This window comes from Glutamicibacter sp. MOO4 (assembly GCF_056934395.1).
On the sequence record NZ_CM167800.1, the window covers coordinates 584,070 to 608,485 of the forward strand.

Annotated in this window: 18 protein-coding genes; 14 read left to right on the forward strand and 4 right to left on the reverse strand. The window is 59.5% G+C overall.

What is annotated here, in order from left to right:
- Positions 1-3: 3 nt before the first annotated feature.
- Positions 4-3,939: a Pls/PosA family non-ribosomal peptide synthetase gene (locus AC1Z3F_RS02720; protein WP_131089894.1), complete on the reverse strand. Its 3,936-nt coding sequence runs from the start codon at positions 3,937-3,939 to the stop codon at positions 4-6.
- Positions 3,940-4,190: 251 nt separating this feature from the next.
- Positions 4,191-5,159: a quinone oxidoreductase family protein gene (locus tag AC1Z3F_RS02725; RefSeq protein ID WP_131089893.1), complete on the reverse strand. Its 969-nt coding sequence runs from the start codon at positions 5,157-5,159 to the stop codon at positions 4,191-4,193.
- 176 nt (positions 5,160-5,335) lie between these two features.
- Between AC1Z3F_RS02725 and argC the strand changes: the two genes are divergently transcribed.
- From argC to AC1Z3F_RS02760, 7 genes are all read left to right on the forward strand, one after another.
- On the forward strand, positions 5,336-6,367 hold the full coding sequence (argC, locus tag AC1Z3F_RS02730; RefSeq protein ID WP_131089892.1) for an N-acetyl-gamma-glutamyl-phosphate reductase: 1,032 nt from the start codon (positions 5,336-5,338) through the stop codon (positions 6,365-6,367).
- Positions 6,364-7,578, forward strand: coding sequence for a bifunctional glutamate N-acetyltransferase/amino-acid acetyltransferase ArgJ (gene argJ / locus AC1Z3F_RS02735; protein ID WP_262198069.1), 1,215 nt, complete (start codon positions 6,364-6,366; stop codon positions 7,576-7,578). The genes argC and argJ overlap by 4 nt, the downstream gene beginning before the upstream one ends.
- An 11-nt stretch (positions 7,579-7,589) precedes the next feature.
- A complete protein-coding gene (gene argB, locus AC1Z3F_RS02740) occupies positions 7,590-8,528 on the forward strand; it encodes an acetylglutamate kinase (protein WP_483566521.1) in 939 nt (312 codons plus the stop codon).
- Positions 8,525-9,781 carry an acetylornithine transaminase gene (locus tag AC1Z3F_RS02745; protein ID WP_396267940.1) on the forward strand — a complete coding sequence of 419 codons (1,257 nt, stop codon included), beginning with the start codon at positions 8,525-8,527 and terminating at the stop codon, positions 9,779-9,781. Before argB ends, AC1Z3F_RS02745 begins: the two co-directional genes overlap by 4 nt.
- 30 nt (positions 9,782-9,811) lie before the next feature.
- Positions 9,812-10,771 (forward strand): ornithine carbamoyltransferase, encoded by a 960-nt coding sequence (argF, locus tag AC1Z3F_RS02750; RefSeq protein WP_207306519.1) that lies wholly within the window; start codon positions 9,812-9,814, stop codon positions 10,769-10,771.
- Between the two features lie 4 nt (positions 10,772-10,775).
- A complete protein-coding gene (locus tag AC1Z3F_RS02755; protein ID WP_131089888.1) occupies positions 10,776-11,279 on the forward strand; it encodes an arginine repressor in 504 nt (167 codons plus the stop codon).
- 128 nt (positions 11,280-11,407) lie between these two features.
- Positions 11,408-13,273, forward strand: coding sequence for an HNH endonuclease signature motif containing protein (locus AC1Z3F_RS02760; protein ID WP_483566522.1), 1,866 nt, complete (start codon positions 11,408-11,410; stop codon positions 13,271-13,273).
- A 109-nt stretch (positions 13,274-13,382) separates the two neighbouring features.
- On the opposite strand, the gene AC1Z3F_RS02765 is transcribed toward AC1Z3F_RS02760, so the two are convergent.
- Positions 13,383-13,934, reverse strand: a complete 552-nt coding sequence (locus AC1Z3F_RS02765) for a macro domain-containing protein (RefSeq protein WP_131089886.1) — start codon at positions 13,932-13,934, stop codon at positions 13,383-13,385.
- Between the two features lie 217 nt (positions 13,935-14,151).
- Between AC1Z3F_RS02765 and argH the strand changes: the two genes are divergently transcribed.
- A complete protein-coding gene (argH, locus tag AC1Z3F_RS02770) occupies positions 14,152-15,570 on the forward strand; it encodes an argininosuccinate lyase (protein WP_131089885.1) in 1,419 nt (472 codons plus the stop codon).
- A gap of 147 nt (positions 15,571-15,717) precedes the next feature.
- Entirely contained in the window at positions 15,718-16,458 is a 741-nt protein-coding gene (locus AC1Z3F_RS02775; protein ID WP_131089884.1) for a maleylpyruvate isomerase family mycothiol-dependent enzyme, read from the forward strand.
- 67 nt (positions 16,459-16,525) lie between these two features.
- Here AC1Z3F_RS02775 and AC1Z3F_RS02780 read toward each other — a convergent pair whose 3' ends face one another.
- The gene (locus AC1Z3F_RS02780; protein WP_131089883.1) at positions 16,526-17,434 is read right to left on the reverse strand and encodes a helix-turn-helix domain-containing protein; all 909 of its coding nucleotides are present in this window, start codon (positions 17,432-17,434) and stop codon (positions 16,526-16,528) included.
- 146 nt (positions 17,435-17,580) lie between these two features.
- Here AC1Z3F_RS02780 and AC1Z3F_RS02785 point away from each other — a divergent pair, with 146 nt between their 5' ends.
- The 5 genes from AC1Z3F_RS02785 to tyrS all read left to right on the forward strand — a co-directional run bounded on the left by AC1Z3F_RS02785 (position 17,581) and on the right by tyrS (position 24,050).
- The gene (locus tag AC1Z3F_RS02785; protein ID WP_131089882.1) at positions 17,581-18,417 is read left to right on the forward strand and encodes an SDR family oxidoreductase; all 837 of its coding nucleotides are present in this window, start codon (positions 17,581-17,583) and stop codon (positions 18,415-18,417) included.
- Positions 18,418-18,497: 80 nt separating this feature from the next.
- Positions 18,498-19,475: an aldo/keto reductase gene (locus AC1Z3F_RS02790; protein WP_131089881.1), complete on the forward strand. Its 978-nt coding sequence runs from the start codon at positions 18,498-18,500 to the stop codon at positions 19,473-19,475.
- 80 nt (positions 19,476-19,555) lie between these two features.
- Complete coding sequence (locus AC1Z3F_RS02795; RefSeq protein ID WP_483566523.1) at positions 19,556-20,089, forward strand: adenine phosphoribosyltransferase; 534 nt, start codon at positions 19,556-19,558, stop codon at positions 20,087-20,089.
- A 202-nt stretch (positions 20,090-20,291) separates the two neighbouring features.
- On the forward strand, positions 20,292-22,541 hold the full coding sequence (locus AC1Z3F_RS02800; RefSeq protein WP_483566524.1) for a HelD family protein: 2,250 nt from the start codon (positions 20,292-20,294) through the stop codon (positions 22,539-22,541).
- 189 nt (positions 22,542-22,730) lie between these two features.
- Positions 22,731-24,050: a tyrosine--tRNA ligase gene (gene tyrS / locus AC1Z3F_RS02805; RefSeq protein ID WP_131089879.1), complete on the forward strand. Its 1,320-nt coding sequence runs from the start codon at positions 22,731-22,733 to the stop codon at positions 24,048-24,050.
- The last annotated feature ends 366 nt before the right edge of the window (positions 24,051-24,416 follow it).

The following is a 24,416-nucleotide window of genomic DNA, read 5'->3' on the forward strand; positions in this document are numbered from 1 at the left end:
TCCTCAGGCTTCGTGCGCGACTGGTTGCGTTGGTTGTTCAACTGGCTTGATGTTCCAGCGTACTGCGGGGTTGCCCCGCCAATAGGTATTGGCAGGCAGTACCTCTCCGCGCAGAACCAAACTGGCTGGACCGGTGGTTGTACCTTCGGAGATCTTGGCCGCTGGCAAGATGACACTATGCGGGCCCAGGGTAGCTCCCGCACCTAGGGTGACCTTGTCGATGGACATGATGCGGTCGTGGAACAAGTGAGTCTGTAGGACCGAACCACGGTTGACCGTTGAATGGTCTTCCAGAGTGACGAGATCGGCTTCGGGCAGCCAGTAGCTTTCGCACCAGACGCCGTGCCCAATCTTGGCCCCTTGGGCGCGTAGGAACCAGACCAAGGCCGGAGTGCCTGAAGCCAAGCGTGCAAACCATTGTGCGCACACAAGTTCGGTGAAGGAATCGACCATTTCGGTGCGCCAGATAAATGAGCTCCACAGTGTGTGTTCACTTGGGCGGATGGCGCCAACTACAAGCCATTTGGCCGCCACTGCGATCAGTGCTGCCAATGCTCCGGCAGCTACGAGTACTGCGCCACTGAGCAGGATGCTCAGCCACACGTTGGTGGAGGTGATCAATGCAGCTAGCGCCCACAGCACTCCACCGGCGATGGCTACGGTGGTGAAGACCGCCAGCGAACGGGTCAGTTCCCAGAAGGAACGCATGATCTTTAGCTTCAACCCTGGCTGATAGGTCCGCTCGGATTCGGCTTCCACGGTGGTACGGCGCAACTTATGTGGAGGCGAACCGATCCAAGAAGTGCCAGCCTTCATCTTCTTCGGGGTAGCGGACAATACTGCGATCAACGAACGCTTGGGGACTCTGCGACCGGCATGCAAGATGCCTGAGTTGCCCAGGAACGCCTTTTTACCAATGCGGACCGGGGCGATATGCATCCACCCGCCACCTAGTTCGTAGGAGGCCACCATGGTGTCGTCGGCCAAGAACGCGCCGGAGGAAATAGTGGTCATCTTGGGAATGAGCAGAACAGTGGAAATTTCGACGTCACGACCCACCTTGGCGCCGAGCAAACGTAGCCAGATCGGGGTGAATAGTGAGGCATACAGCGGGAAGAGCTGATCACGAGCGGTATCAAGTACGCGTTCGGTGGCCCATGCTTGCCAACCCACGCGGGAAGTGACCGGATGCCATCCTTCGACCAGGCCGATGGATAGCAGGCGCACGATGATGATGGTGAGCACCATGCTGCTCAAGAACCAGACAATGGCCGCCACCACAACGGCAGGGATAAAGCGACAGCCGATTTCAGCTAACGAAGGTGCTGGCCGCAAGACTGGGGTGAGCGCAAGCAGTGCCAGAAGAATCGGGATCCACTGTGTCAGGTTGAGCAAGACTGAAGCGAGCCCGCCGAGTAGTCGCGGCAATTTACGATAGGCAGGTTCCTGCTCGGGCCATTTTGGTTTGGCCTTGGACTCTCTGGTTGCCGGGGAACCGGCATAGCGGGAGTTATCACGGGTCGTTCCATAGACGGCTGATCCCGCATCAACAATGGTGTTCGCCCCGATGACTGAGCCGGGAGTCAGGGTACTGCGTGCACCAATGGAGGCATGGGCGCCCACCTCGATGGTGCCGACATGCAGTTTGTCGCCGTCGATCCAGTAGCCACTGACGTCAACTTCCGGTTCAATGGTGGCGCCGGGGCCTACGGTGAGCATGCCGGTGACCGGTGGCAAGGAATGGATTGTCGCGGTGCGGTCAATTTTTGCGCCGAGCATCCGAGCGTACCAAGGCAGTAATGGTGCGCTGGAAAGGGAAATCGGGTCAACAACATCAGCGACATGCTGGGCCAACCAAAGACGCAGGTGCACGGATCCTGAACGAGGATAAGTTCCGGGTTTCAGTCCGCGTAGCAAGAGTTTATTGGCCAGGATTGACAAGCTCATGCGGCCAAGTGGAGTCACGAACACCAGCCACAGTCCGGCTATCACGTACCAAGGGGTTGGCAAGGGGTCTTCAAAAACGTTCATGGCCACGAGGACTAGGTGTCCGAGCAACAGGAAGGTGACCCAACGCAGTCCGGAGAGAATAAACAGCGGGAAGGCGACCAGGGTTTGCGCCAACTGGGTCAGGCGCTTGGTGCGAAGAACCGTGCGCGGTTCCACCGGTTCACTTGATACCTGTTGACCGCCCAGATACTCAACAAGAGCGCCGAATCGCGGGTAGTCGTAGAGTTCGGCAACCGTCAGGTCTGGGTAGCGAACGCGCAATGCCGAGACCAGCTGGGCAGCAGAGAGCGAACCTCCGCCGGAAGCAAAGAAGTCAGCGTCAATTCCGGATACGGGTGCACCGAGTGCCCCTTGCCATGCCTCGGCAATAAATTCGCCAACTTCATCCAGCGGGGGAAGATCTTGGGACTGTTCGGTGTTTTCAGATCCCGGTAGCGGCCAAGGCAATGCGTTGCGGTCTACCTTGCCACTGGTCTTCATCGGCAGGTTATCCATGACCGCAAGGATCGGAACCATTGGTGCTGGCAGGTCTTCTAACAGGGCGGTGCGTGCAGCGGACAGATCGTAGTCTTGGGATGCTTGCAAATAACCGACAAGGATCTTGTTGCCGGTAGCCGTTTCACGGACCGCGACAGCGGCCGAAGATACTCCGACCAGAGAGTTCAGCACTGCGTCGATCTCACCAAGTTCAATGCGCCGTCCACCGATTTTCACCTGATCGTCAACACGACCAATAAAGATCAAACCCAGCGGATCATTGATGACCATGTCGCCGGAACGATAGGCGCGCTTCCAGCCAAGTGTGGGCATCGGTGCGTATTTCTCTGCGTCTTTTTCAGGATCAAGGTAGCGGGCCAGTCCCACGCCGCCAATGATCAATTCACCAGATTCGCCTTCGGCAACCGGAATACCCGCAGGGTCAACGACTGCCAGATCCCATCCGTCCAGCGGCAAGCCGATGCGTACCGGAAGGCTGCCGTCCATGGTGGCGCCGCAGGCGACAACGGTTGCTTCGGTAGGTCCATAGGTGTTCCACACTTCGCGGCCTTCGGTGGCCAGTCGTGCGGCTAGTTCCGGTGGACAGGCTTCGCCACCAAAAATCAGCAGGCGAACCGAATCCAAGGCTTGGGCCGGCCATAGTGCTGCCAAGGTGGGAACGGTGGACACTGCGGTGATGGAACGAGAAATCAGCCAGGGCCCGAGGTCCATGCCGCTGCGCACGAGGGCGCGCGGGGCGGGGACGAGGCAGGCGCCATTGCGCCAAGCAATCCACATTTCTTCGCAGGATGCATCAAAAGCTACGGATAGCCCAGCAAGCACGCGGTCTGTGGTGTTTAGCGGATCAACCGGTAAAAACATCTTGGCTTCAGCATCAACAAACGCGGCCGCTGATCGATGGGAAACGGCAACACCCTTGGGCTTGCCAGTGGAACCTGAGGTGAAGATGATCCACGCGTCGTCTTGAAGATCTGGCAGACGCGGAACAGGAAATGGCTTTGGCCGGGCGGCATCCACCACGATGGTGTCCGTACCCTTAACGATTCCGGCAACTTGCGCTTCGGTAAATACCGTTTTGGCACGTTCGTCCGGGTCATCGGCGTCTACCGGAACGTAGGCGGCGCCGACCCAGAGAATCGCCAAGATCCACTCATATAGGTGACGAGTTCCGGACTCAACACGTACGCCAACGCGGTCGCCAGCTCCCAAACCTTGCTCGTGGAGGCGCAGCGCCTTGGCCTTGACCTCAAGGAGCAACTCTGCGTAACTCTCGGTGCGCTCGCCGTCGTCAATAGCCGCCGCGTCGGGGTGAGCCTGCGCGGTGTTCTGGAGAATGTCTATGAGGGTACGGGCAGCCGGAGCTAATGCACCGGAAGGAAATTGTGGGGTGTAAATTTCTTGATCCGGTACAGGAGTTTGATCGTTGTTCATTTTGAACGGATCCATCGCTTTCACAAAAATGTGTCAGTTGTGTCGGGTCGCTGGGGGAGTGCGTCCCGGAAACGAAATGGATCCTGGAGGGGTGGGACCTGCTGGTCCCGTATTCATTTAATACGCTTTGAACCTCGCCTTAGCCCAGACTTGCTTGAACTGTCGGCTATCTCTCAAAGGATTCACTTCTGCGACGCGAAAGGCCTTCGAAGCAATGGGTTTTATTGCTTCTCAGGCCTTATCGCTGGTACTTATTGCAACAGGATGACTTTGCCAGTGGTGGATCGAGATTCCAAGGCAGTATGCGCCGCGGCTGCCTCGGTCAGCGGATACTGTGCACCGATGCGCACATCAATCTTTCCGCTGGCTACCCAACCAACCATGTCGCCGAAGCGCCAGTGCATCTCCTGCTGCGAGGTCAAGAAGTCCACAAGCTTTGGACGTGTCACGGTCAACGAACCGCCGGCATTCAATCGCTGTATATCAAAAGGTGGGACCTGACCGCTGGCGCCACCAAAGAGAACTAGCGTGCCACGGCGGCGCAAGGCTGCCAGCGACGTATCAAAGGTGTCTTTGCCGATACCGTCATAGACCGCGTTAACTCCCTTGCCGCCGGTGACTTTGTCAACGGTTTGGGCCACCTGGTCGTAATCGACCACGTAGTCTGCCCCGGCTGCCTTAGCCAGATCCTTCTTTTCCTGGGTGGATGCGGTGGTGATAACGGTGGCACCCTTGAGTTTGAGTAGCTGGGTGAGGATCAGGCCTACTCCACCGGCGCCGGCATAGGTGAGGATAACGTCGCCGTTGTGAACCATGTAGCTGGAGTGGACCAGATAGTGAGCGGTCATGCCCTGCAAGGGAAGGGCCGCAGCGACATGTAAATCCACCGCGTCCGGGACCTTGCCGGTAAGCGCGGCATCCACCAATGCATACTGCGAGTAGCCCGCTTCTCCTGAGGCCGTTGCTACGCGATCGCCGATCTTGAAGTTCTGTACGCCTTCACCAATCTGCTCAACTACGCCAGAGAATTCTGAGCCGGGCACAAATGGGTAGTCCACGGTGTAGATGCCGCTGCGTTGATAGGTCTCGATGAAGTTCACGCCGGTCGCCGCGATCTTGACTAGGAGCTGGCCAGCACCCGGGGACGGAACTGGGATTTGAGTTAGCTTCAGTCCGTTGGCGTCGGTTGGTTCGTTAACTGCAATGGCTTGTTGCTCCATGTTGCATTACTCCTGAAATTCTCAGTGTCCCGGGGGTATTCCGGCGGGGTCTCTACGGCCAGTTTAGGACTTTGCTCTTCACGGTGGGGACAGCTTCGCAGGATGTCGGGTTACGTGACGAAGAATTTTATGAATATTTATTAGCGTGGGTGAATATTTCGCGATAGAATCTAGTCATGACGATTTCAGTAGCTGTCTCCGGCGCCAGCGGTTACGCCGGCGGTGAGGTCCTTCGCATCCTTGCGGCCCATCCAGAAGTAGAGATTGGCGCAATCACCGCGCACTCCCAAGCCGGGCAGCGACTGGGCTCGATCGCACCGCATCTGCATGCGCTCGCCGATCGAGTCTTGGTAGAAACCTCGGTAGAAAACCTCGCCGGGCACGACGTAGTATTCCTGGCCCTGCCACACGGTGCCTCCGGCACCGTGGCCGCAGCGTTACCGGAAAACACCTTGGTCATTGATGCCGGGGCAGATCACCGCCTTGAATCAGCAGCCGCCTGGGAAAAGTTCTACGGCTCCGAACACGCAGGCTTCTGGCCATATGGGCTGCCCGAACTACCTGGCCAGCGTGAAAAACTGGTGGGCACCAAGCGCGTAGCCGTACCAGGCTGTTACCCAACCGGCGGTCAGCTCGCCCTTGCACCGGGCTTCGCGGCCGGGCTGCTCGAGTCAGATGACGTGGTCATCGTCTCCGCTTCCGGAACCTCGGGAGCCGGCAAATCGCTGAAGCCAAACCTCTTGGGTAGCGAAGTGATGGGCTCGATGAGCACCTACGGTGTTGGTGGCATCCACCGCCATATCCCGGAAATGGAACAGGGCTTCTCCAAGCTGGCCGGCGAAGAGGTCATCGTGTCTTTCACCCCAACGCTGGCACCGATGCCACGCGGAATTTTGACCACCGCCACCGCCAAGGTGAAAGCCGGAGTCACTGAAGCGCAATTGCGCACCGCTTGGGAACAGGCGTACGCCAACGAGCAATTTGTGCACCTGCTACCCGAGGGCCAGTGGCCGACTACCGGCGCGGTCCAAGGCTCCAACCACGTTCAGCTACAGCTGGCCTTTGATACGCACGCCAACCGTGTGATTGTCACCGCCGCGCTCGATAACCTCACCAAAGGCACCGCAGGAGCGGCAGTTCAGTCCATGAACATCGCCCTGGGCTTGCCAGAAAATACCGGATTGCTCATGCAAGGAGTTGCACCGTGAGTCTCGCCCACACCAATACCTATCCTTCGGCACCAGCTTTAGGTGTCACCGCACCGGCCGGCTTCAGCGCTGCCGGGGTACCAGCAGGTCTGAAGTCCACCGGCAAGAACGACGTTGTTCTGGTCAAAAACCTTGGTCCAAACTTTAACGCCGCCGGTGTCTTCACCTCCAACCGTGTGGCCGCCGCCCCGGTGCACTGGTCCAAGCAGGTCTTGGCTGATGGTCGAATTGATGCGGTGCTGCTGAACTCCGGCGGAGCCAATGCCTGCACCGGCGCCGAAGGTTTTGGCAATACCCACCAGAGTGCCGAATACGTCGCTGAACTGCTCTCGGTGTCCGCAGGGGATGTCGCAGTGGCCTCCACCGGCCTGATCGGCATGCAGCTTCCTATGGATAAGCTGCTTCCCGGGGTGAAAGCCGCCGCCGATGTGTTGGCCACCGACCAGAATGCCGCCGATCAGGCCGCAGCCGGAATTATGACCACCGATACCGTGCCGAAGTTAGTTTCGCGCACGGTGGGGGATGCTGCAAGTGGCCAAGTGGTCATCGGCGGTATGGCCAAGGGCGCGGGCATGCTCGCCCCGGCGCTTGCCACCATGTTGGTTGTTCTCACCACCGATGCGGTGCTTTCTTCCGATCAGGCCGATCAGGCTCTGCGCGTAGCCACTGCGATGAGCTTTGACCGTGCCGACTCCGATGGCTGCATGTCCACCAACGACACCGTGTTGCTGCTGGCCTCCGGTGCCTCGGGCACCACCCCGGACTTGGGCGAATTCACTGCAGCACTGACCGACGCCTGCTGCGAACTGGCCGCGATGCTGATCGAAGACGCCGAAGGGGCCGATCACACCATCGCGATCCGCACCTACAATGCCGCCAGTGAAGCCGACGCCCTGGAAGTTTCCAAGGCCGTATCCCGCTCCAACCTGGTCAAGACCGCAGTGTTTGGCAAAGACCCTAACTGGGGCCGTGTGCTCTCCGAGGTTGGCACCACCAAGGCTGCCTTTGAACCAGATCAGCTTAACGTCTCGATCAACGGCGTGATGGTCTGCAAAAACGGCGGGGTGGGCGAAGATCGAAATCTGGTCTCTCTTGAAGAACGCAACGTGTCCATCGAGATCGATCTGAACGCAGGCAGTGAGGAAGCCACCGTGCTGACCAACGACCTGACCCACGACTACGTCCACGAAAACTCCGCCTACTCCAGCTAGGAACGATCCACATGGCTCAAAGCATCCGCACCAACCTGGATTCCGCCCAATCCAAAGCCGAAGCGCTCATTGAAGCACTGCCGTGGATCCAGCGCTTTGCCGGAACCACCATGGTCATCAAATACGGTGGCAATGCGATGGTCAACGAAGAGTTGCGACGTGCCTTCGCCGAGGACATCGTCTTCTTGCGGCATGCCGGAATCAATCCGGTGGTGGTGCACGGAGGCGGACCGCAGATCAATAAAATGCTTGATACTTTGGGCATCAAGTCGGAATTCCGCGGGGGACTGCGGGTGACCACGCCCGAGGCCATGGACGTGGTTCGTATGGTGCTCACCGGCCAGGTGCAGCGCGATCTGGTGGGGCTCATCAACTCCCACGGACCCTACTCGGTGGGCATGTCCGGCGAGGACGGCGCAACCTTGCAGGCCGTGCGGACCGGCACCATCGTTGACGGATTGCCGGTGGATTTGGGTTTGGTTGGTGAGGTCACGCGCGTGCGCACCGATCAGGTTGACTCACTGGTGGACGCCGGCATGATCCCGGTGATTTCCACCGTCGCCCCGGAATTTGATGACAATGGCGATCCAACCGGTGCGGTGCTCAACGTTAACGCCGATACCGCCGCGGCCGCCCTAGCCACCGCGCTGGGCGCCACCAAACTGGTGATCCTCACCGATGTGGAAGGGTTGTACGCGGCCTGGCCGGACAAGTCCTCGCTGATCAGTTCCATCACCAACGATGAGCTGCGCGGCATGCTGCCAAGTCTGGAATCGGGCATGATCCCCAAAATGGGTGCCTGCCTGAAAGCCGTCGATGAAGGCGTGGGCCAAGCGCACATCGTGGACGGTCGAGTCCCGCACTCCATGCTGCTAGAAATCTTCACCACCGCCGGGGTGGGCACCCAGGTGCTCCCGGGGGTAATCACCCACGCAAAGGACAACTTGTGAGCGAGCAATCCACGCACACCAACAGCGCTACCGATGTGGCCATCGATGAGGTGGCGCAGCTAACCCAGCTTTCTTCGGCGGCTCTTTCCGAGCGCTACTCCACCTCGCTACTTGGCGTTTTTGGCACCCCGCAGCGTGTACTCGTGCGTGGTGCTGGCTGCCATGTGTGGGATGCTGACGGCAACCAGTACCTGGACCTGCTCGGTGGGATCGCGGTGAATACCCTAGGGCATGCCAACCCGCTGCTGACCTCCGTGATCACCAGCCAGCTGGCTACCTTGGGGCACGTGTCGAACTTCTTCACTTCCCCGAGCCAGATCGCCCTGGCCGAAAAGCTACTGGAAATCTCTGCCGCACCGGCAGGTTCCAAAGTCTTCTTCGCCAACTCCGGAACCGAAGCCAACGAGGCGGCCCTGAAGCTGACCCGGCGCAACGCTGGCACCGACCAGACCCCGCGTACCCGGGTGATCGCCCTAGAACACGCCTTCCACGGCCGCACCCTAGGTGCACTGTCGCTGACCTATAAGGAAAAGTACCGGGCTCCTTTCGCTCCGCTACCCGAAAACGTCACCTGGATTCCAGCCGGCGATATCGAGGCGCTGCGTGAGGCAGTGGACGAAACTGTCTCGGCGGTGTTCATCGAGCCGATTCAGGGTGAGGCCGGAGTGAAAATGCTCTCGGCTCAGTACCTGCAGGCAGCCCGGGACATTACCCGCAAGGCTGGCGCCTTGCTGGTCTTCGACGAGGTGCAAACCGGCATGGGGCGCACCGGCGCATTCTTCGCCTCGGCACCGGTCATTCCCGACGTGATGACCTTGGCCAAGGGTCTGGGCGGCGGCTTCCCGATCGGCGCGATGATCGTCTTTGGTGAAGAAAATACCGGACGCCTAACCCCGGGCGATCACGGCACCACCTTTGGTGGTAACCCGGTAGCCTGCGCGGCGGGCCTGGCGGTCATCCACACCATCGAATCCCAGAACCTGCTTAAACAGGTTCGAGAAAATGGTCAGTGGCTGCGTCAACAGCTAGCCGGGATCACCGGCGTGGGACAGGTGCGCGGGGCAGGGATGCTCACCGCCTTTGAGCTTACCGAGGCCAACGCCCCGGCACTGGTGACCGCGGCGCTAGATGCCGGATTTATCATCAACGCCACCGACGAGTTCACCATCCGTCTGGCCCCGCCACTGGTGATCACCCAAGAGCAGCTGGGCAGCTTCTTGCAGGCGCTGCCACAGCTGATCGCCGCCGCCTAAAACTTCGCACAAATTCTAAGGAACAAACTGATGAGCACAACCCGCCACTTTTTGACCGACCTGGATTTCACCGCCGACGAACAGTCCAAGGTGCTTGATCTGGCCGCTGCGATGAAGGCCGACAAGTACGGCTACCAGCCATACGCTGGCCCGCAGACCGTCGCGGTCTTTTTTGACAAGACCAGCACCCGCACCCGCGTTTCCTTCCACGCCGGCATCGCCGAACTGGGCGGCTCCCCGCTGATCATCAACTCCGGCGAATCCCAGCTGGGCCATAAGGAGTCCATCGCCGACTCCGCCATGGTGCTCGAACGTATGGTCTCCACCATCGTGTGGCGCACCTACGCCCAGTCTGGCCTGGAAGAAATGGCGGCAAACTCATCCGTGCCGGTCATCAACGCGCTGAGCGATGACTACCACCCGTGCCAGTTGATCGCCGATCTGCTCACCGTGCGCGAGCACAAGGGCGCCACCCAAGGGCTGACCATGAGCTACCTGGGCGACTCGGCCAACAATATGGCCAACTCCTACCTGCTTGCTGGTGTCACCGCCGGCATGCATGTGCGCATTGCCGGTCCCGAAGGCTACCTGCCTGCCGAATCGATCGTCGCCGCCGCACAAGAGCGGGCGAAGCTCACCGGGGGATCGGTCACCATCACCACCGACGCTGCCGCCGCGCTGAAGGACGCCGATGTGGTGGTCACCGACACTTGGGTTTCCATGGGTCAGGAAGATGAGAAGGAAGCACGCCTGAAGCTGTTCACCGACTACTCGGTCACCTCCGAGGCGATGAAGCTGGCCAAGGCGGATGCGATCGTACTCCATTGCCTTCCTGCCTACCGCGGCTACGAAATTTCCGCCGAGGTCATTGACGGCCCACAGTCGGTAGTTTTTGACGAAGCCGAAAACCGCGTGCACGCCCAAAAGGCCGTCATGACCTGGCTTATGGTCGCTTCCGGCCTGGCCCAAGATCCCCGAGTGGAGCTGTAAAAAAATGTCCTCGCAGCCAAGCACCAAAACCGCTCGACAGGCCCGCATCCGCGCATTTTTGGGCAACAACTCGGTCAAATCACAGGCCGAGCTACTCGGGCTGCTCAAGGACGACGGGCTGGAAGTCACCCAGGCCACGCTCTCCCGTGATCTGGTGGAAATCGGCGCGGTGCGCATCCGCGACCACTCCGGCCAGCTGATTTACGCGGTGCGCCAAGAAGGTGGGGATCGTTCCCCGCAGACCGCGATTACCCAGGAAGTGCTCGACGCGCGCCTGGCCAAGATTTGCGCCGAACAGCTCGTCACCGCCGAAGCCTCCGGGAACATCGTGGTGCTGCGCACCCCGCCCGGCGCGGCGAATCTGCTGGCCCTGGCCATCGACCACTCGCAGATGCCGCTCATTTTGGGCTGCATCGCGGGAGATGACACCATCATGGTCACCACCCGCGACGTGGATGGGGGAGCCGAGGTGGCTGCCCGCTTCCTCGCACTGGCCGAACCGCGCTAACCCGCAGCCCGCCCGCTTCCACACGCCGCTTCCACGCGCCCGCTTCGGCTAGCCCAGGCCGCCACGCACTTTTCCACAGTGCGCGGCGGCCTGCGTTGTTAACCGCCCGATCGGCGCATCATCAACCCATGGACAAAAACAGTGTTACCAGTGCGCTGACCGAGGTCGCTTCGGCGCTGGCCTCGGGCATCACGCTGGAGCCGGCGCAGCTGCTGCACGCCGAAACACTGTGCCTGGAACTGGTCCAAAACCTGAGCACCCAGGCATCTTCCATCGCCGATCCACGCGTTGCCGTGGCTCACGCACAACTGGCCGAAGCGTTGAGCCGGCAGGCCACACGCGCCAGCATAGCCGCGGCCAGCACCGTGGAAACCACCGCCGCGCATGCCCTGCACGTGAATGAATTCGACGACCTGCGCGCCGGCGTCACAGATTTCAGCGCCGAGCCGGTTTTTGCCCCAGGCCGCACCCTCTACCAGGACGCGGCGGAGACCCTAGCCAGCGTGCTGGACCTGAACTATTTTGAGGCCGCCCGCCGGATCAGCGACGCACATTTGGTCCACGCCCGCGCCGATATCTCCGGCGCCGCCTGCGCCCCACGGTTCACCTTGTTGGCCGAGCATTTCCATCACCACGCAGCCCCTTCGGATCCTGACCTCTCTGCGGATTCTGCCGCATCGTCATCTTCCGGCTCTGCTCAGGGGTGGAGTTTGCCAGATCTGCACCAGCTGGCTGATCCACGCGAAGTGCTCAAAATTGCCCGCGCGCTCGACAAATTTGAACCCGCAGACACCACCTTCGATGGCAGTCCTACCTCGGCTACCGCCACCGCACCGGACGGCGTCCTGCTCGAAGTTCATGCCGCTGAGCACCTGAATATTCAGCAGGTCCGCACCCGCCAGAAGCAGTTGAATTCTTTGGTCAAGGCGTACAAGGACGCACACGGCGAAACAAAAGCTCCCAAGCTGGGGCTCTTTCGCGGCCCGGTGATCAATGGGGTCCACGAATTTATCGTCCGCGTCCGCTCGCTTGATGCAGAGGTCTGGGAATCGTTGATCGCTCAGGCGGACAACAAGCGCACCCAGGCTGGCGCCGCCGCCCGTCAAGCCGTCGATGCTTCCACCTCTTCCGCTAACGCCTCTTCCGCAGGTTCATCAGATTCCACTTCGGCCACTGGCAAAGCGGATCCGGAGGAAAAGACTGACGAGAAAAACACCAGCGAGGAAAAGACGGGCGACGAAAGCACCAACGAGCAACGCCCCGACGATGCGGATGAGGCAATCGACCCACTCTGGCACAGTGATGACCCGATTCCTGACTGGGCCCGCAGCGACGCTGCGCACCCGCCCAACGAAGACCCGCCGGAACCAACCTATCCACCTGATCCGTTGGCTCCACCCGCACCAAACAAAGCCTTGCCGACGATGCCCTCAACGTGCAGCATTCCCGAGCGCAGACTCAACGCGCTGAACGCGGTGCTTCGAAATGTCGACCCCGACAGCGCCGGCAAACGCGTGACCCCGGAAATTGTGGTGCATGCAAACTACGCTGACCTGTGTGATTTGGCGTCCCTGCAGGGGATTACCGCCCATAGGGTCAAACTCAGCGGGCCCGAACTGCGCACCATGCTGTGCGAAGCTAAGGTGCTCAGCCCGATTTACAACGCCGACGGGGTCATCATGGATATCGGTCGCGACGCCCGGCTCTTCCCACGGTGGATGAAGTTGGCCGCCCGGGACCGCGATGGTGGCTGCCTGGTACCAGGCTGCACCACAGAACCTGCGTTGTTGGAGTTCCACCACTACACGCCTTGGGCCAAAGGCGGGCACACGCGGTTACAAGACTGCTGTCCCTTGTGCACAAAGCACCACGTCATGGTTCATAGCGGATACCTGAAGCTGGTCAAGATTAAGGGTCTGCCCTACGTCATCCTGCCCAAACATTTGGATCCCGAGCAGGTCCCACGGCGCAATACCTACTTCGCGCGCACCTAAACCCGAGTAATACCCAAGCCCCACCAACCCGCAAGACCACACAAAAACTGCCACGTTGTTCGATCAGTGAAACACTGTGCGAACAACGTGGCAGTTTTTGTCTCTCGGCTTAGGCTGCCAATTCGGCTACCGCATCCAACGAGAAGGCCCGCTCAAAAGCGACCTGAACTTCATCGGTGTGGGCGACCAACACGATCTTATGGATCGGCGAAATATGTTTGTTGGTGTCGATCCACCGCGAGATTGCTTCAAAGGCAATGTCGGCAACCTGTTGCGGATCCCAGCCGAAGGCCCCGGCCCCGATTGCCGGGAAAGCGATGGAATGCGCGTCGTGGCGTGCGGCCACGTACAACGAGTTCACAAAGCAGTCGTTGAGAATTTTCGGATTTGGTTTGATCAGTGCCAAGTTCGGCGCTGCGGTATGGATGACCCATTTGGCGTGCAGATCACCGGCCTTGGTAGCCACAGCAATTCCCGAGGGAATCCCATCGGGATAGCGCTGGGCGCGAACTTCGCGACATGCGGCGAGCAGGCCGGGCCCGGCGGCGTCATGAATCGCTCCATCAACACCTCCACCGCCCAACAACGATGGGTTGGCCGCGTTCACAATGGCATCAACGTGCAGGGTGGTGATGTCGCCCCGGTACAACTGGATTTCCATTTCGTACCTCCGAAGGTAGTTCCGATTCGGTTATGGTCATCACCATACGCCCGGGCGACGTGGACTGGAAGAGATTAAATTTCGAGTTTCCTGTGTGTCCTGCCCGAAGCGAGGCTGCATGATTCAACGCAACAGTGAATATTTATGAGCAACATTGCATAAAACTTTGCTAGAGTGGGGTGCAGTGCAATTTTTTACCGGCAGAAAGGAACAGGCCATGGCCTCGTCAACTAATGAAGGATCGCTCTGGGGCGGTCGGTTCTCCGGCGGCCCAGCGGATGCAATGGCAGCGCTGAGCAAGTCCACCCATTTCGACTGGCGCCTAGCCAGCTACGACATTGCCGGTTCCCGCGCCCACGCAAAAGTCCTGAACCGCGCCGGCCTGCTCACCGATGCTGAACTCAAAGACATGATCGCAGCTCTAGATCAGCTTGAGGCCGACGTTTTATCCAAGGCCTACGTAGCCGCTGAGTCCGACGAAGACGTCCACGGTTCCTTGGAACGCGGATTGCTCGAACGCGCAGGCACCCAATTGGGTGGAAAGCTACGCGCCGGACGATCCCGCAACGACCAGATCGCCACCCTCGGCCGGATGTTCTTGCGCGATCACGCCCGCATCATCGCCACGGGCGTCATCGACACGCTTGATGCCATGGTTCAGCAGGTTAAAGCGCATCCTTATGCGCCGATGCCTGGCCGCACCCACCTGCAGCACGCCCAGCCGATCCTGCTCTCGCACCTTTTGCTGGCCTACTCGTGGCCACTGCTGCGCGATGTGCAGCGACTGGTCGATTGGGATAAGCGCGCGGCCGTTTCACCGTATGGCTCGGGCGCACTAGCCGGCCAAACCCTAGGTCTTGACCCGAATTTTGTGGCCGCAGAATTGGGCTTTGACTCGGCCGTACATAACTCCATCGATGGCACCGCGGCCCGCGACGTGTTTGCCGAGTTCTCGTGGATCGCTGCGATGATCGGTGTGGACCTTTCGCGCGTCTCCGAAGAGGTCATCCTCTGGGCCACCAAGGAATTTAGCTTCGTGAAGCTGCACGATTCCTTCTCCACCGGTTCATCGATCATGCCGCAGAAGAAAAACCCGGATATCGCCGAGCTGGCTCGCGGTAAGGCTGGACGTTTGATCGGCGATCTGACCGGCCTGCTGGCAACACTCAAGGCCCTGCCATTGGCCTACAACCGCGACCTGCAGGAAGACAAGGAGCCGGTCTTTGACGCGGCGGATACCTTGGAAATTCTGCTGCCGGCTGTGGCGGGAATGATGGGAACGCTGACCTTCAACACCGAGCGTATGGCCGAACTGGCACCCCAAGGCTTCGCTTTGGCTACTGATATTGCCGAATGGCTGGTTCGTCAGGGTGTGCCGTTCCGGGACGCCCACGAGCTTTCCGGCGCCGCGGTTCAGCTGGCAGAATCCCGTGGTGTGGAACTCTGGGACCTCACCGACGAAGAGTACGCCGGCATCTCCGAGCACCTGACCCCGGCGGTACGCGAGGTACTCTCCACCGAGGGTTCGCTGAACGCCCGCAACGGTCAGGGCGGCACCGCACCGAGCGCCGTGGCAGCGCAGCTAGTTGAGTTCGAGCGCCAGCTTGAAGAGATCCGCGCGTGGGTTAACCAGTAACCCGTTAGCGCTCAACGACCACGGTCGACGCATCACCACAAATGTGTGGCCGCGTCGACCGTGGTCTTTTTCTGCCCTCACCGCGCGGGCCTTGCACCGAGGTGAGACGGCTTTTGTTCGACCCGCACCAACGCTAGAGTGTGTGCCATGACATATGAACTTCCTCCGGGTGAACTGATCAAGCAGGTAACCTCCGCCTTAGATGAATTGCAGGCCCAGCTGGCCGCGCTGCCGGACGAAGTTTTTGCCAAGCCAAGCTCGTTGCCCGGATGGAGCACCGCGCAGCTCGTGGCGCACCTGCATTCACTCGCGCAGGCCGCGCACCGTCAGTTTGTCCACGCCGGACAAGCGCAGCTTCCTCAAATGTACGACGGGGGAACAACTGGCCGGACCGAAGCCATCAACATGGTGGCCTTACTGCGTCCGGAAAAGCTACGCGAACTTGTGGCCGCTTCGCTGGATGAATTGCGCGCCGTGCTCCCCGAAGCACGTGAACGCTGGGATGAACCGGTCGGTTACCGTCCCGGGGCCAAGGTCGCCGACATGATGTACGCAACCTGGCGTGAGATGCTCATCCACGCGACCGATCTGGACGCGCAGCTACGCCCGGCGGCCAGCTGGCCACAGGAATTTTCCGAGCACCTGTTGCGTGCCCTCGGTGCGCGTGTTCGGCCAACCGATCGAATCGTGTTGCAACCACTGGGGAAAAAGCCTCTGGTGCTCGGCGACGGACCACATTCGTGGGTGTTGGAAGGAACCGATTTTGACCTGGCCGCATGGTTGGCCGGACGACCGGCGGGCGGTGTGGTGCGGGCTACGGCCGCAGCCGACGGCGCCGAATTCCCGACCTTGCTCCCATGGCCTAGCGATCGGCTATTGCCTCGTTAGATCCGGCACGGCACAGGACCTGAGTATGCTGCCGATCCTGATCCCCACCAACATTAAGGCCTCGCGTTTAACTATCTCGACGTGTCTCGGAGTGATGCGCCAGTTTGTCGACGGGCGACTGAGCGGGTGCAGTTTTGGTCCACTGCGCCAAAATCTGCAGTCCATCATGCGAAGCGGAGCCAGGTTCGGCGGAGAAAATTAGCATCTGGTTCCCACGGTCCACCGACAAGTCCACCCCCACATAGGTCAGATCCAGATCGCCGACCAAGGGATGATGAACGCTCTTGGTTCCGGTGCGGTGCTCGCGCACATCATGAGCGCCCCACAATTTGCCAAAAAAGTTACTACGGGTGGACAGCTCGCCAACCAGATCGCTTAATTGCCGGTCATAGGGCGAACGACCAGCTTCGGCACGCAGAAGTGCCACAATTTGGTGCGCGTTTGCTTCCCAATCCCGGTAAAACTCTTGAGCTTTCGGATCGAGAAAAATAAAGCGCGCAGCATTCACCGGTTGTGATTGGTCCTGGAACATGGGTGAAAATAACGCGCGACCAAGATCGTTGGTGGCGATCGCGTCCAGCCGACCATTTTGCACAAAAACCGGGACCGTCGACATCGCGCTAATCGTCTGGAGCACGTCGGCGCTCAGCTGAGTTTTGCGTGGCGCAGCTCGACGCTGCGAACTGGCTCCCACATTCACTGCCCGAACCAGATCGAGCAAATGGGAGTGCTCAGCCGAATTAAGTTGTAGGGCCCGGCTGATGCCGTTGATCACCGATTCGGAGACACCCTTGGCGTTACCACGCTCCAGGCGCTTGTAATACTCGGCGCTCATGCCCGCCAAAAGGGCCACTTCTTCGCGGCGCAATCCTGGAACGCGTCGGCGTCCACCGTAATCGGGGAGCCCAACTTGTTGCAGGTTCAACTTGGCGCGGCGCGAAATGAGGAACTGGCTGAGGTCATCCTGGTGGTCCATATTTTCGACGATACAGCACCACTCACGCGCTAAAGGTGCCCTGCTGGGGAACCCATAATCAGGGTCTGGCTCAGCACTTCGGCCGACGATTGAATTGATGCATCGACCCTAGAACCTCAAGGTATTGCACAACGAAAGGCACCATTATGAGCAACGTTTGGTTTATCACCGGAGCAGCCCGCGGCATGGGCATCGAACTGGCCAAGGCGGCACTGAACGCCGGACACCGCGTGGTGGGCACCGCCCGCGACGCCAAAAAAGTCACCGCTGCACTGGGCGAGCACAAAAACCTTTTGCCACTCTCACTAGACATCACCAACGCCGAAGCTGCGGTGGCCGCGGCAGAAGCAACCGTAGAACATTTTGGAAGCATCGACGTGTTGGTCAATAACGCTGGTAACTTCTACGCCGGATATTTTGAAGAAATCAGCGACCGGCAGATGCGCCTGCAAATGGAAACCAACTTTTTTGGTCCGCTGAACGTCACCCGCGCCATTCTGCCCACCATGCGCGCCCAGCGCAGCGGTCACATTTTCACTATCACCTCGGCCGCCGGGCTGATCGGACAAGAATTCTGTGCCGCCTACGCAGCCTCGAAGTTTGCGCTGGAAGGCTGGATGGAATCCCTGCACTTTGATCTTGACCCCTACGGTATCGGGACCACCGTTGTTGAGCCAGGTTTCTTCCGCACCGAACTGCTAGTGGAAGGCGCCTCATCGATCTGGCCTGAACTGTCGATTAGCGACTATCAGGAACGAACCAGTTCAACGATCGCCGCGTGGAAGGCCATGAACGGAAAGCAGGGAGGCGATCCTGCCAAGTTGGGTCAAGCCTTGGTGACTTTGGCGGCGCTGCCAACACCTCCGCAGCGATTTGTGGCCGGCGCGGACATCGTCGCCGGCGCAGAGCAGAAGGCACAGCAGCTCCTGGCTCAGGTAGATGCCCATCGTGAACTCTCATCTGCCATGGATCTAGAGGATTAAGACTTCGATCCGCCGGTACATCACGGCGCAGCCAGTAATTTTTAGCACCCCAGAACATCTCAGAACAGGAAGTTGCACTCATGTTAACCGCACAATTGGGGGACCTAGAGGTCTCACAAATTGGCCTTGGTGCCATGACCATGGCCGGCACCTACACCAGTGAGGGCCAGCTGGATCATGCCCAGTCCATCCGCACCATTCACCGTGCCCTAGACCTTGGGGTCACGCACCTAGACACCGCCGAAATTTATGGACCATACTTGAGTGAGAAAATTGTTGGGCAAGCTCTCAAAGGGCGTCGCGACAAGGTAGTTTTGGCCACAAAATTTGGGCTGGTGTCACATGACGGCGGTCCGGGCACGATCGACAGCTCGCCGGCCAACGTGCGTCGTGCGGTAGAGGGATCGCTACAACGACTGGGAACCGACTACATCGATCTTTACTATCAGCACCGGGTAGATCCCAATACGCCGATTGAACAGACCGCTTCAGTCGTCGCCGAGCTCATCGCCGAAGGTAAAGTGCGCCACTTTGGGCTCTCGGAAGCGTCGGTGCAGACAATTCGCCGGGCGCATGCAGTGCAGCCGGTCTCGGCGCTGCAAACCGAATACTCGTTGTGGACCCGTGACGTTGAATCACAACTACTGCCGGTGCTGCGCGAACTTGGTATCGGGCTGGTTCCATATTCTCCGCTCGGCCATGGTTTGCTGACCGGTTCTATTCGCACTGTGGATGATTTTGCCGACGATGATTGGCGCAAAACCAATCCGCGATTCCTCGCGGAGAACTTCCAGAAAAACCTGGCGATCGTTGACGAAGTGCGCAAAATTGGTGCGGAAATTGGTGCGACGCCAGCCCAAACGGCACTGGCCTGGCTACTCTCGCAAGGAAATGACATCGCTCCGATCCCCGGAACCCGACGCGTGAGCCGAGTTGAAGAAAATACGGCCGCCGCAGAGGTGCGCCTGAGCGCCGGGCAGCTTGCACGCCTCAACGCGCTAGAACCGGCGGCCGGAGCCCGCCATGACGATAACAACATGTCCTCGATCGACCAGTGAGCCAGCGCGGAGCCCGCGCGCAGGGGCAAGAAAAATGCTCCGGTTGGGAGTACCACGCTCAAGGAACTAAAATCTTATGCGTGACTAATAACGAGAGCATTACAGACCTGCTGGATCGACTGTGCGCGGTAGTGCCCGATTACCCACAGCCAGGTATCTCCTTTAAGGACCTCACCCCAGTATTTGCCGATCCGATCGGACTACGACGCCTCGTTGATGAACTGATCGCGCCGTTCGCTGGCAGCTACGACATTGTGGCTGGGCTGGAAGCGCGTGGTTTTGTGCTGGCCGCGGCGGCAGCCTACGCATCGGGCAAGGGCATGTTGACCATTCGTAAGGCGGGCAAGTTACCGCGTGAGGTATTCCGCGACGACTACACCCTGGAATATGGGTCCGCCTCGCTGGAAATCCATAAGGATGAGATCGCACCGGGCACCCGAGTATTAGTGCTGGACGACGTGCTGGCCACCGGCGGCACGGTTGGTTCCTCGGCCCGATTGATCGAACGTGCCGGAGGCGTCGTCGCAGGCGTCGGCGTCATCTTGGAACTTGAGGAACTTGCAGGGCGCAAAAAACTGTCCGGTTACGACGTGCGCAGCCTGCAACTGGTCTGAGCTACCAATGCTCTGGGCTACCAATGCTCTGAGCCACCAAATTCCGGGCGTGATCTTGGCGCCGGGAAACCGCGTTGGTGCACACACTAAGTAGATGACGCCTAGGGTCCGCGAGGATTCGTTCCGAGCCACCTTAGGCGCGTATCATTATCTGTCCTGTGTTTTTGCGCAGGAGCAGATTTTAAGCGCGAGGGGAACTAGGTTGACCGAGACGATCGAACGCGACTTGTTAGCTGAATCCGACTATGTGGGCCGGCTGTATGCGCGACTTGATGAGTTGCGCGCCGAGAAGGTTGAGCAGCTTGAACGCACCCGAGCCCAGGGCGCCATCGGCACATTCCAAAATATGTCCGAACGCGACTCCTTCGCCACGTTGTACGAGGACCGGATCGCCCAATTAGACGCCGTGCAGGATCGCCTGGTCTTTGGCCGTCTTGATATGGCCGGCGACGAACAAACACCGCGCTACATCGGGCGTATCGGTCTGTCCGACGAAGAACTGAACCGGATGATGATCGACTGGCGCGCCACCGAGGCCGCCCCGTTTTATCAGGCCACCGCACTGAACCCGCGCGGGGTACGCCGCCGCCGCCACCTGATGCTCAAGGGCCGTGGTGTCGCAGGGATTGAAGACGACGTACTTGATGAAACCTGGCTGGATGAGGGACACACCCATCACGGCGAGGGTGCGCTGATGGCGGCGCTGCGTGAAAAGCGCACCGGTCGCATGGGAGACATCGTCGGTACCATTCAGGCCGAACAGGACGCGATCATTCGCGCCCAGCTGCCCGGCGCCGTGGTAGTTCAGGGCGGACCGGGTACCGGTAAAACCGCGGTCGCCCTGCACCGTGCAGCGTTTTTGCTCTACGAATACCGCGAACGACTCAAAAATGCTGGTGTGTTGATCGTCGGCCCATCAAATTCCTTCATGCGCTACATCGAGCGTGTGCTGCCCTCCCTTGGTGAGACCGGCGTGGTCATGTCCTCAGTGGGCGACCTGTACTACGGCCTGCATGCGATCCCGGAAACCAACCGCACCGTCGCGCGACTTAAAGGCCAGCTGTCCATGGCCAAGGTCATCGCCGCCGCGGTCCGTAACCGTCAGCGCCTCATTGATCAGAACCGCACCGTGGTGGTTGAAGGCACCCGCCTGACGCTGACCCCGAAGATGGTGCGCAACGCTCGGGAACGCGCGCGCCACACACATAAGCCGTACAACGAGGCGCGCGAAACTTTCACCAAGGTCCTTGTTGGGGATCTCGCGGAGCAGCTGCGTCGCAAACTGGAGGAATCGGCCGGTCAGTCCTCGACCACGGATCGTTCCTACCTGCCGCAGGAAGTGCGCGAAGCCTACGACGTGCGCATTGTGCTCAACCTATGCTGGATGCCGATGACTCCTTCGCAGCTGGTGAGCGAACTTTTTGCCAACCCGCACCTGTTAGAAGCCGCCGCACCGCATTTGAAGGAAGCCGAGCGCGACGCACTGTACCGTCGGGCCGGTTCACCTTTCACCGAGGCCGATGTGCCGCTGCTTGATGAAGCCGCGCAGCTGCTCGGCGAATTTGCGGACCCCAATATCGCTGCCCACACCGCCCAATACGAGGCGGATATTGAGAACGCGAAGGCCGCGTTGACCAATATGCATACGATGTTGGAGAACGCCGGGATCGACGGGGTGATCACCGCCGAACAGGTCGCCGGGGTCAACCAAGAAACCGCATCGAAGCTTTCGGCTGCCGAACGTGCAGTGGCCGATCGCACCTGGGCCTACGGACATATTGTTGTTGATGAGGCGCAGGAACTTTCGCCCATGCAGTGGCGTTTGTTGGTGCGTCGATGCCCGATGAAGTCCTTCACCATTGTGGGCGACATTGCGCAAACTTCAGCTGCTTCCGGTGCGAGCAGTTGGGCCCAAGCGCTGAAGCCGTTCTTCGCAGATCGCTTTAATCTTGAAGAGTTGAGCGTGAACTACCGTACGCCGGCGCAGATCGCGGACGCGGCAGTTCGAGTGGCCCAAGCAGCTGGCCTACGCATCACCACCCCGCAAGCCGTGCGTGAGGGGGACTGGCCACCGGTGCTCACACAAAGCACCGAGGAAAATCTGGAATCCACCGTCCTTGAGGCCTTGGCGCAGGAGTTGACGTATTCGGCTGGCGGCTTGCAGGCCGTGATCGTTCCACAACAGCATTTGGCCCGCATGCGCCAGGCGGTCAGCAATAAATATGGCGATCGTGTGGGAACCGGTTCGGGTGGTTTGAGCCAAGACATTGTGGTGATCACCGCGCGCGAGTCCAAGGGCCTTGAGTTTGATGGTGTGTTGATTCTCGAGCCGGCCCAGCTGGTCGCGGAAGTTGATGGTGGCGTGGGCGATCTCTATGTAGCCATGACCCGTACCACCCAACGCTTGCACGTGGTCCACAGCCAAGAGCTACCGCAGGGATTGCGCGCCTAGGAGCGAGTTGTTGAGTATCGAATTGTTGATTATCGACGGGCAAGGCAACTGGCACTTATGTGTTGCCAAGCGATAATCTGGAAGTTGTGCGCCGGTGGGCAACCCCAACCGCGGCGCGAGAGCAAGTGCGCGTGAATTATTCACGCGTACTAGGGGCAGAACGAAGAGCGAAAATTGGTCACAGAGAGCATGTCTGAAACTAAGCAGAATCCGGTGATTGCCGGACAGAAGAATGATGCATCTTTCCAGAACGTCTGGCAGGAACTGAAGTGGCGCGGCCTAGTGCACGTATCCACCGACGAAACCGAGCTGGAGCGTGCCCTGTCCGAACAGACCGTGACCTACTATTGCGGGTTTGACCCCACCGCTCCGTCCCTGCACTTGGGCAACCTGGTTCAGCTACTGAACATGCGCCGTTTGCAACTCGCGGGTCACAAGCCGCTGGCTTTGGTGGGTGGTTCCACCGGTTTGATCGGCGATCCGCGTCAAACCGCAGAGCGCACCCTCAACACCAAAGAGACCGTGAACGAATGGGTCGCCAAGCTCCAAGCCCAGGTATCGCGTTTCCTTTCCAACGAGGGGGATAACGCGGTCCAGCTGGTGAACAACTTGGATTGGACCTCCGGACTCTCGGCCCTGGACTTCCTACGCGATGTTGGCAAGTACTTCCGTGTGGGCACGATGATCAAAAAGGAGATCGTGGCCGCACGCCTGAACTCCGATGAGGGCATCAGCTACACCGAATTCTCCTACCAGGTCCTGCAGGGCTACGACTACCTGGAGCTAAACCGTCAGTACGGTTGCACCTTGCAGACCGGCGGCTCAGATCAGTGGGGCAACCTCACCAGCGGCACCGAGCTCATCCGCAAGGTCACTGGCAACTCCGCGTTCGCCTACGGCACTCCGCTGATCACCAACTCGGATGGCACCAAGTTCGGTAAGTCCGAGGGCAATGCCATCTGGCTGGATGCGCAAATGTGCAGCCCGTACACCTTCTACCAGTTCTGGTTGAATACTGCAGACGCCGATGTGGCTAATCGCCTCAAGGTCTTCACCTTCTTAACTCGCGAGCAGATCGAAGCCCTAGAGGTTGAAATCGCCGAGCGTCCGTTCAAGCGGGTTGCCCAGCGCACCCTTGCTTGGGAAGTCACTTCCTTGGTGCACGGCGAACAGGCTACCGAGCAAGTTATTGCTGCTTCGGCTGCGGTCTTTGGCAATGGCGATCTGAGCGCGATCGATTTGCCAACGCTTGAATCCGTCATCGCAGAACTCCCAACTGCCCAGGTGCGTGCCGAGGATCTTGGCATCCTCAACGTGCTGGTTGCTTCGGGACTGAGTAAGTCTCAGTCGGAGGCTCGACGCACTGTCAGCGAAGGCGGCGCCTACGTGAATAACGAAAAGGTTGAAGGTATCGACTCCGTACTTAGCGAGTCGGACTTCCTCCACGGTCGTTACGCAATTGTGCGCCGCGGTAAGAAGAACATGGCTGTTGTTGAACTGAGCAAGTAACCCTCAGCCGGACCCGTAATACACGAAACCACCAGAAAATGTTGTGAAGCAGCACACTTTTTTGGTGGTTTTGTTGTACATGGATACTAAAAGCACTAGTCGGAGTAGGAATAGGCCACTAAATACGACACGGAAGCCGATTTTGCGCCGGGTGGGAATCCGTGTAGAGTCTTATCTCGCGCCGCTGATCCGGACGGGCCGAAAAGGCCTGAATGAAACAGTGGGGCAAACAAGCTGGAAACATCGAGTTGACTTTGGTTGACGCGGTGGTAAGCTTGAAAAGTTGCTCCGGAGCGAAGCAGTCACTGAGAAATGGTGGTTGTGGTGTCGAGAGTGTTTGTTGTTTGAGAACTCAATAGTGTGCCA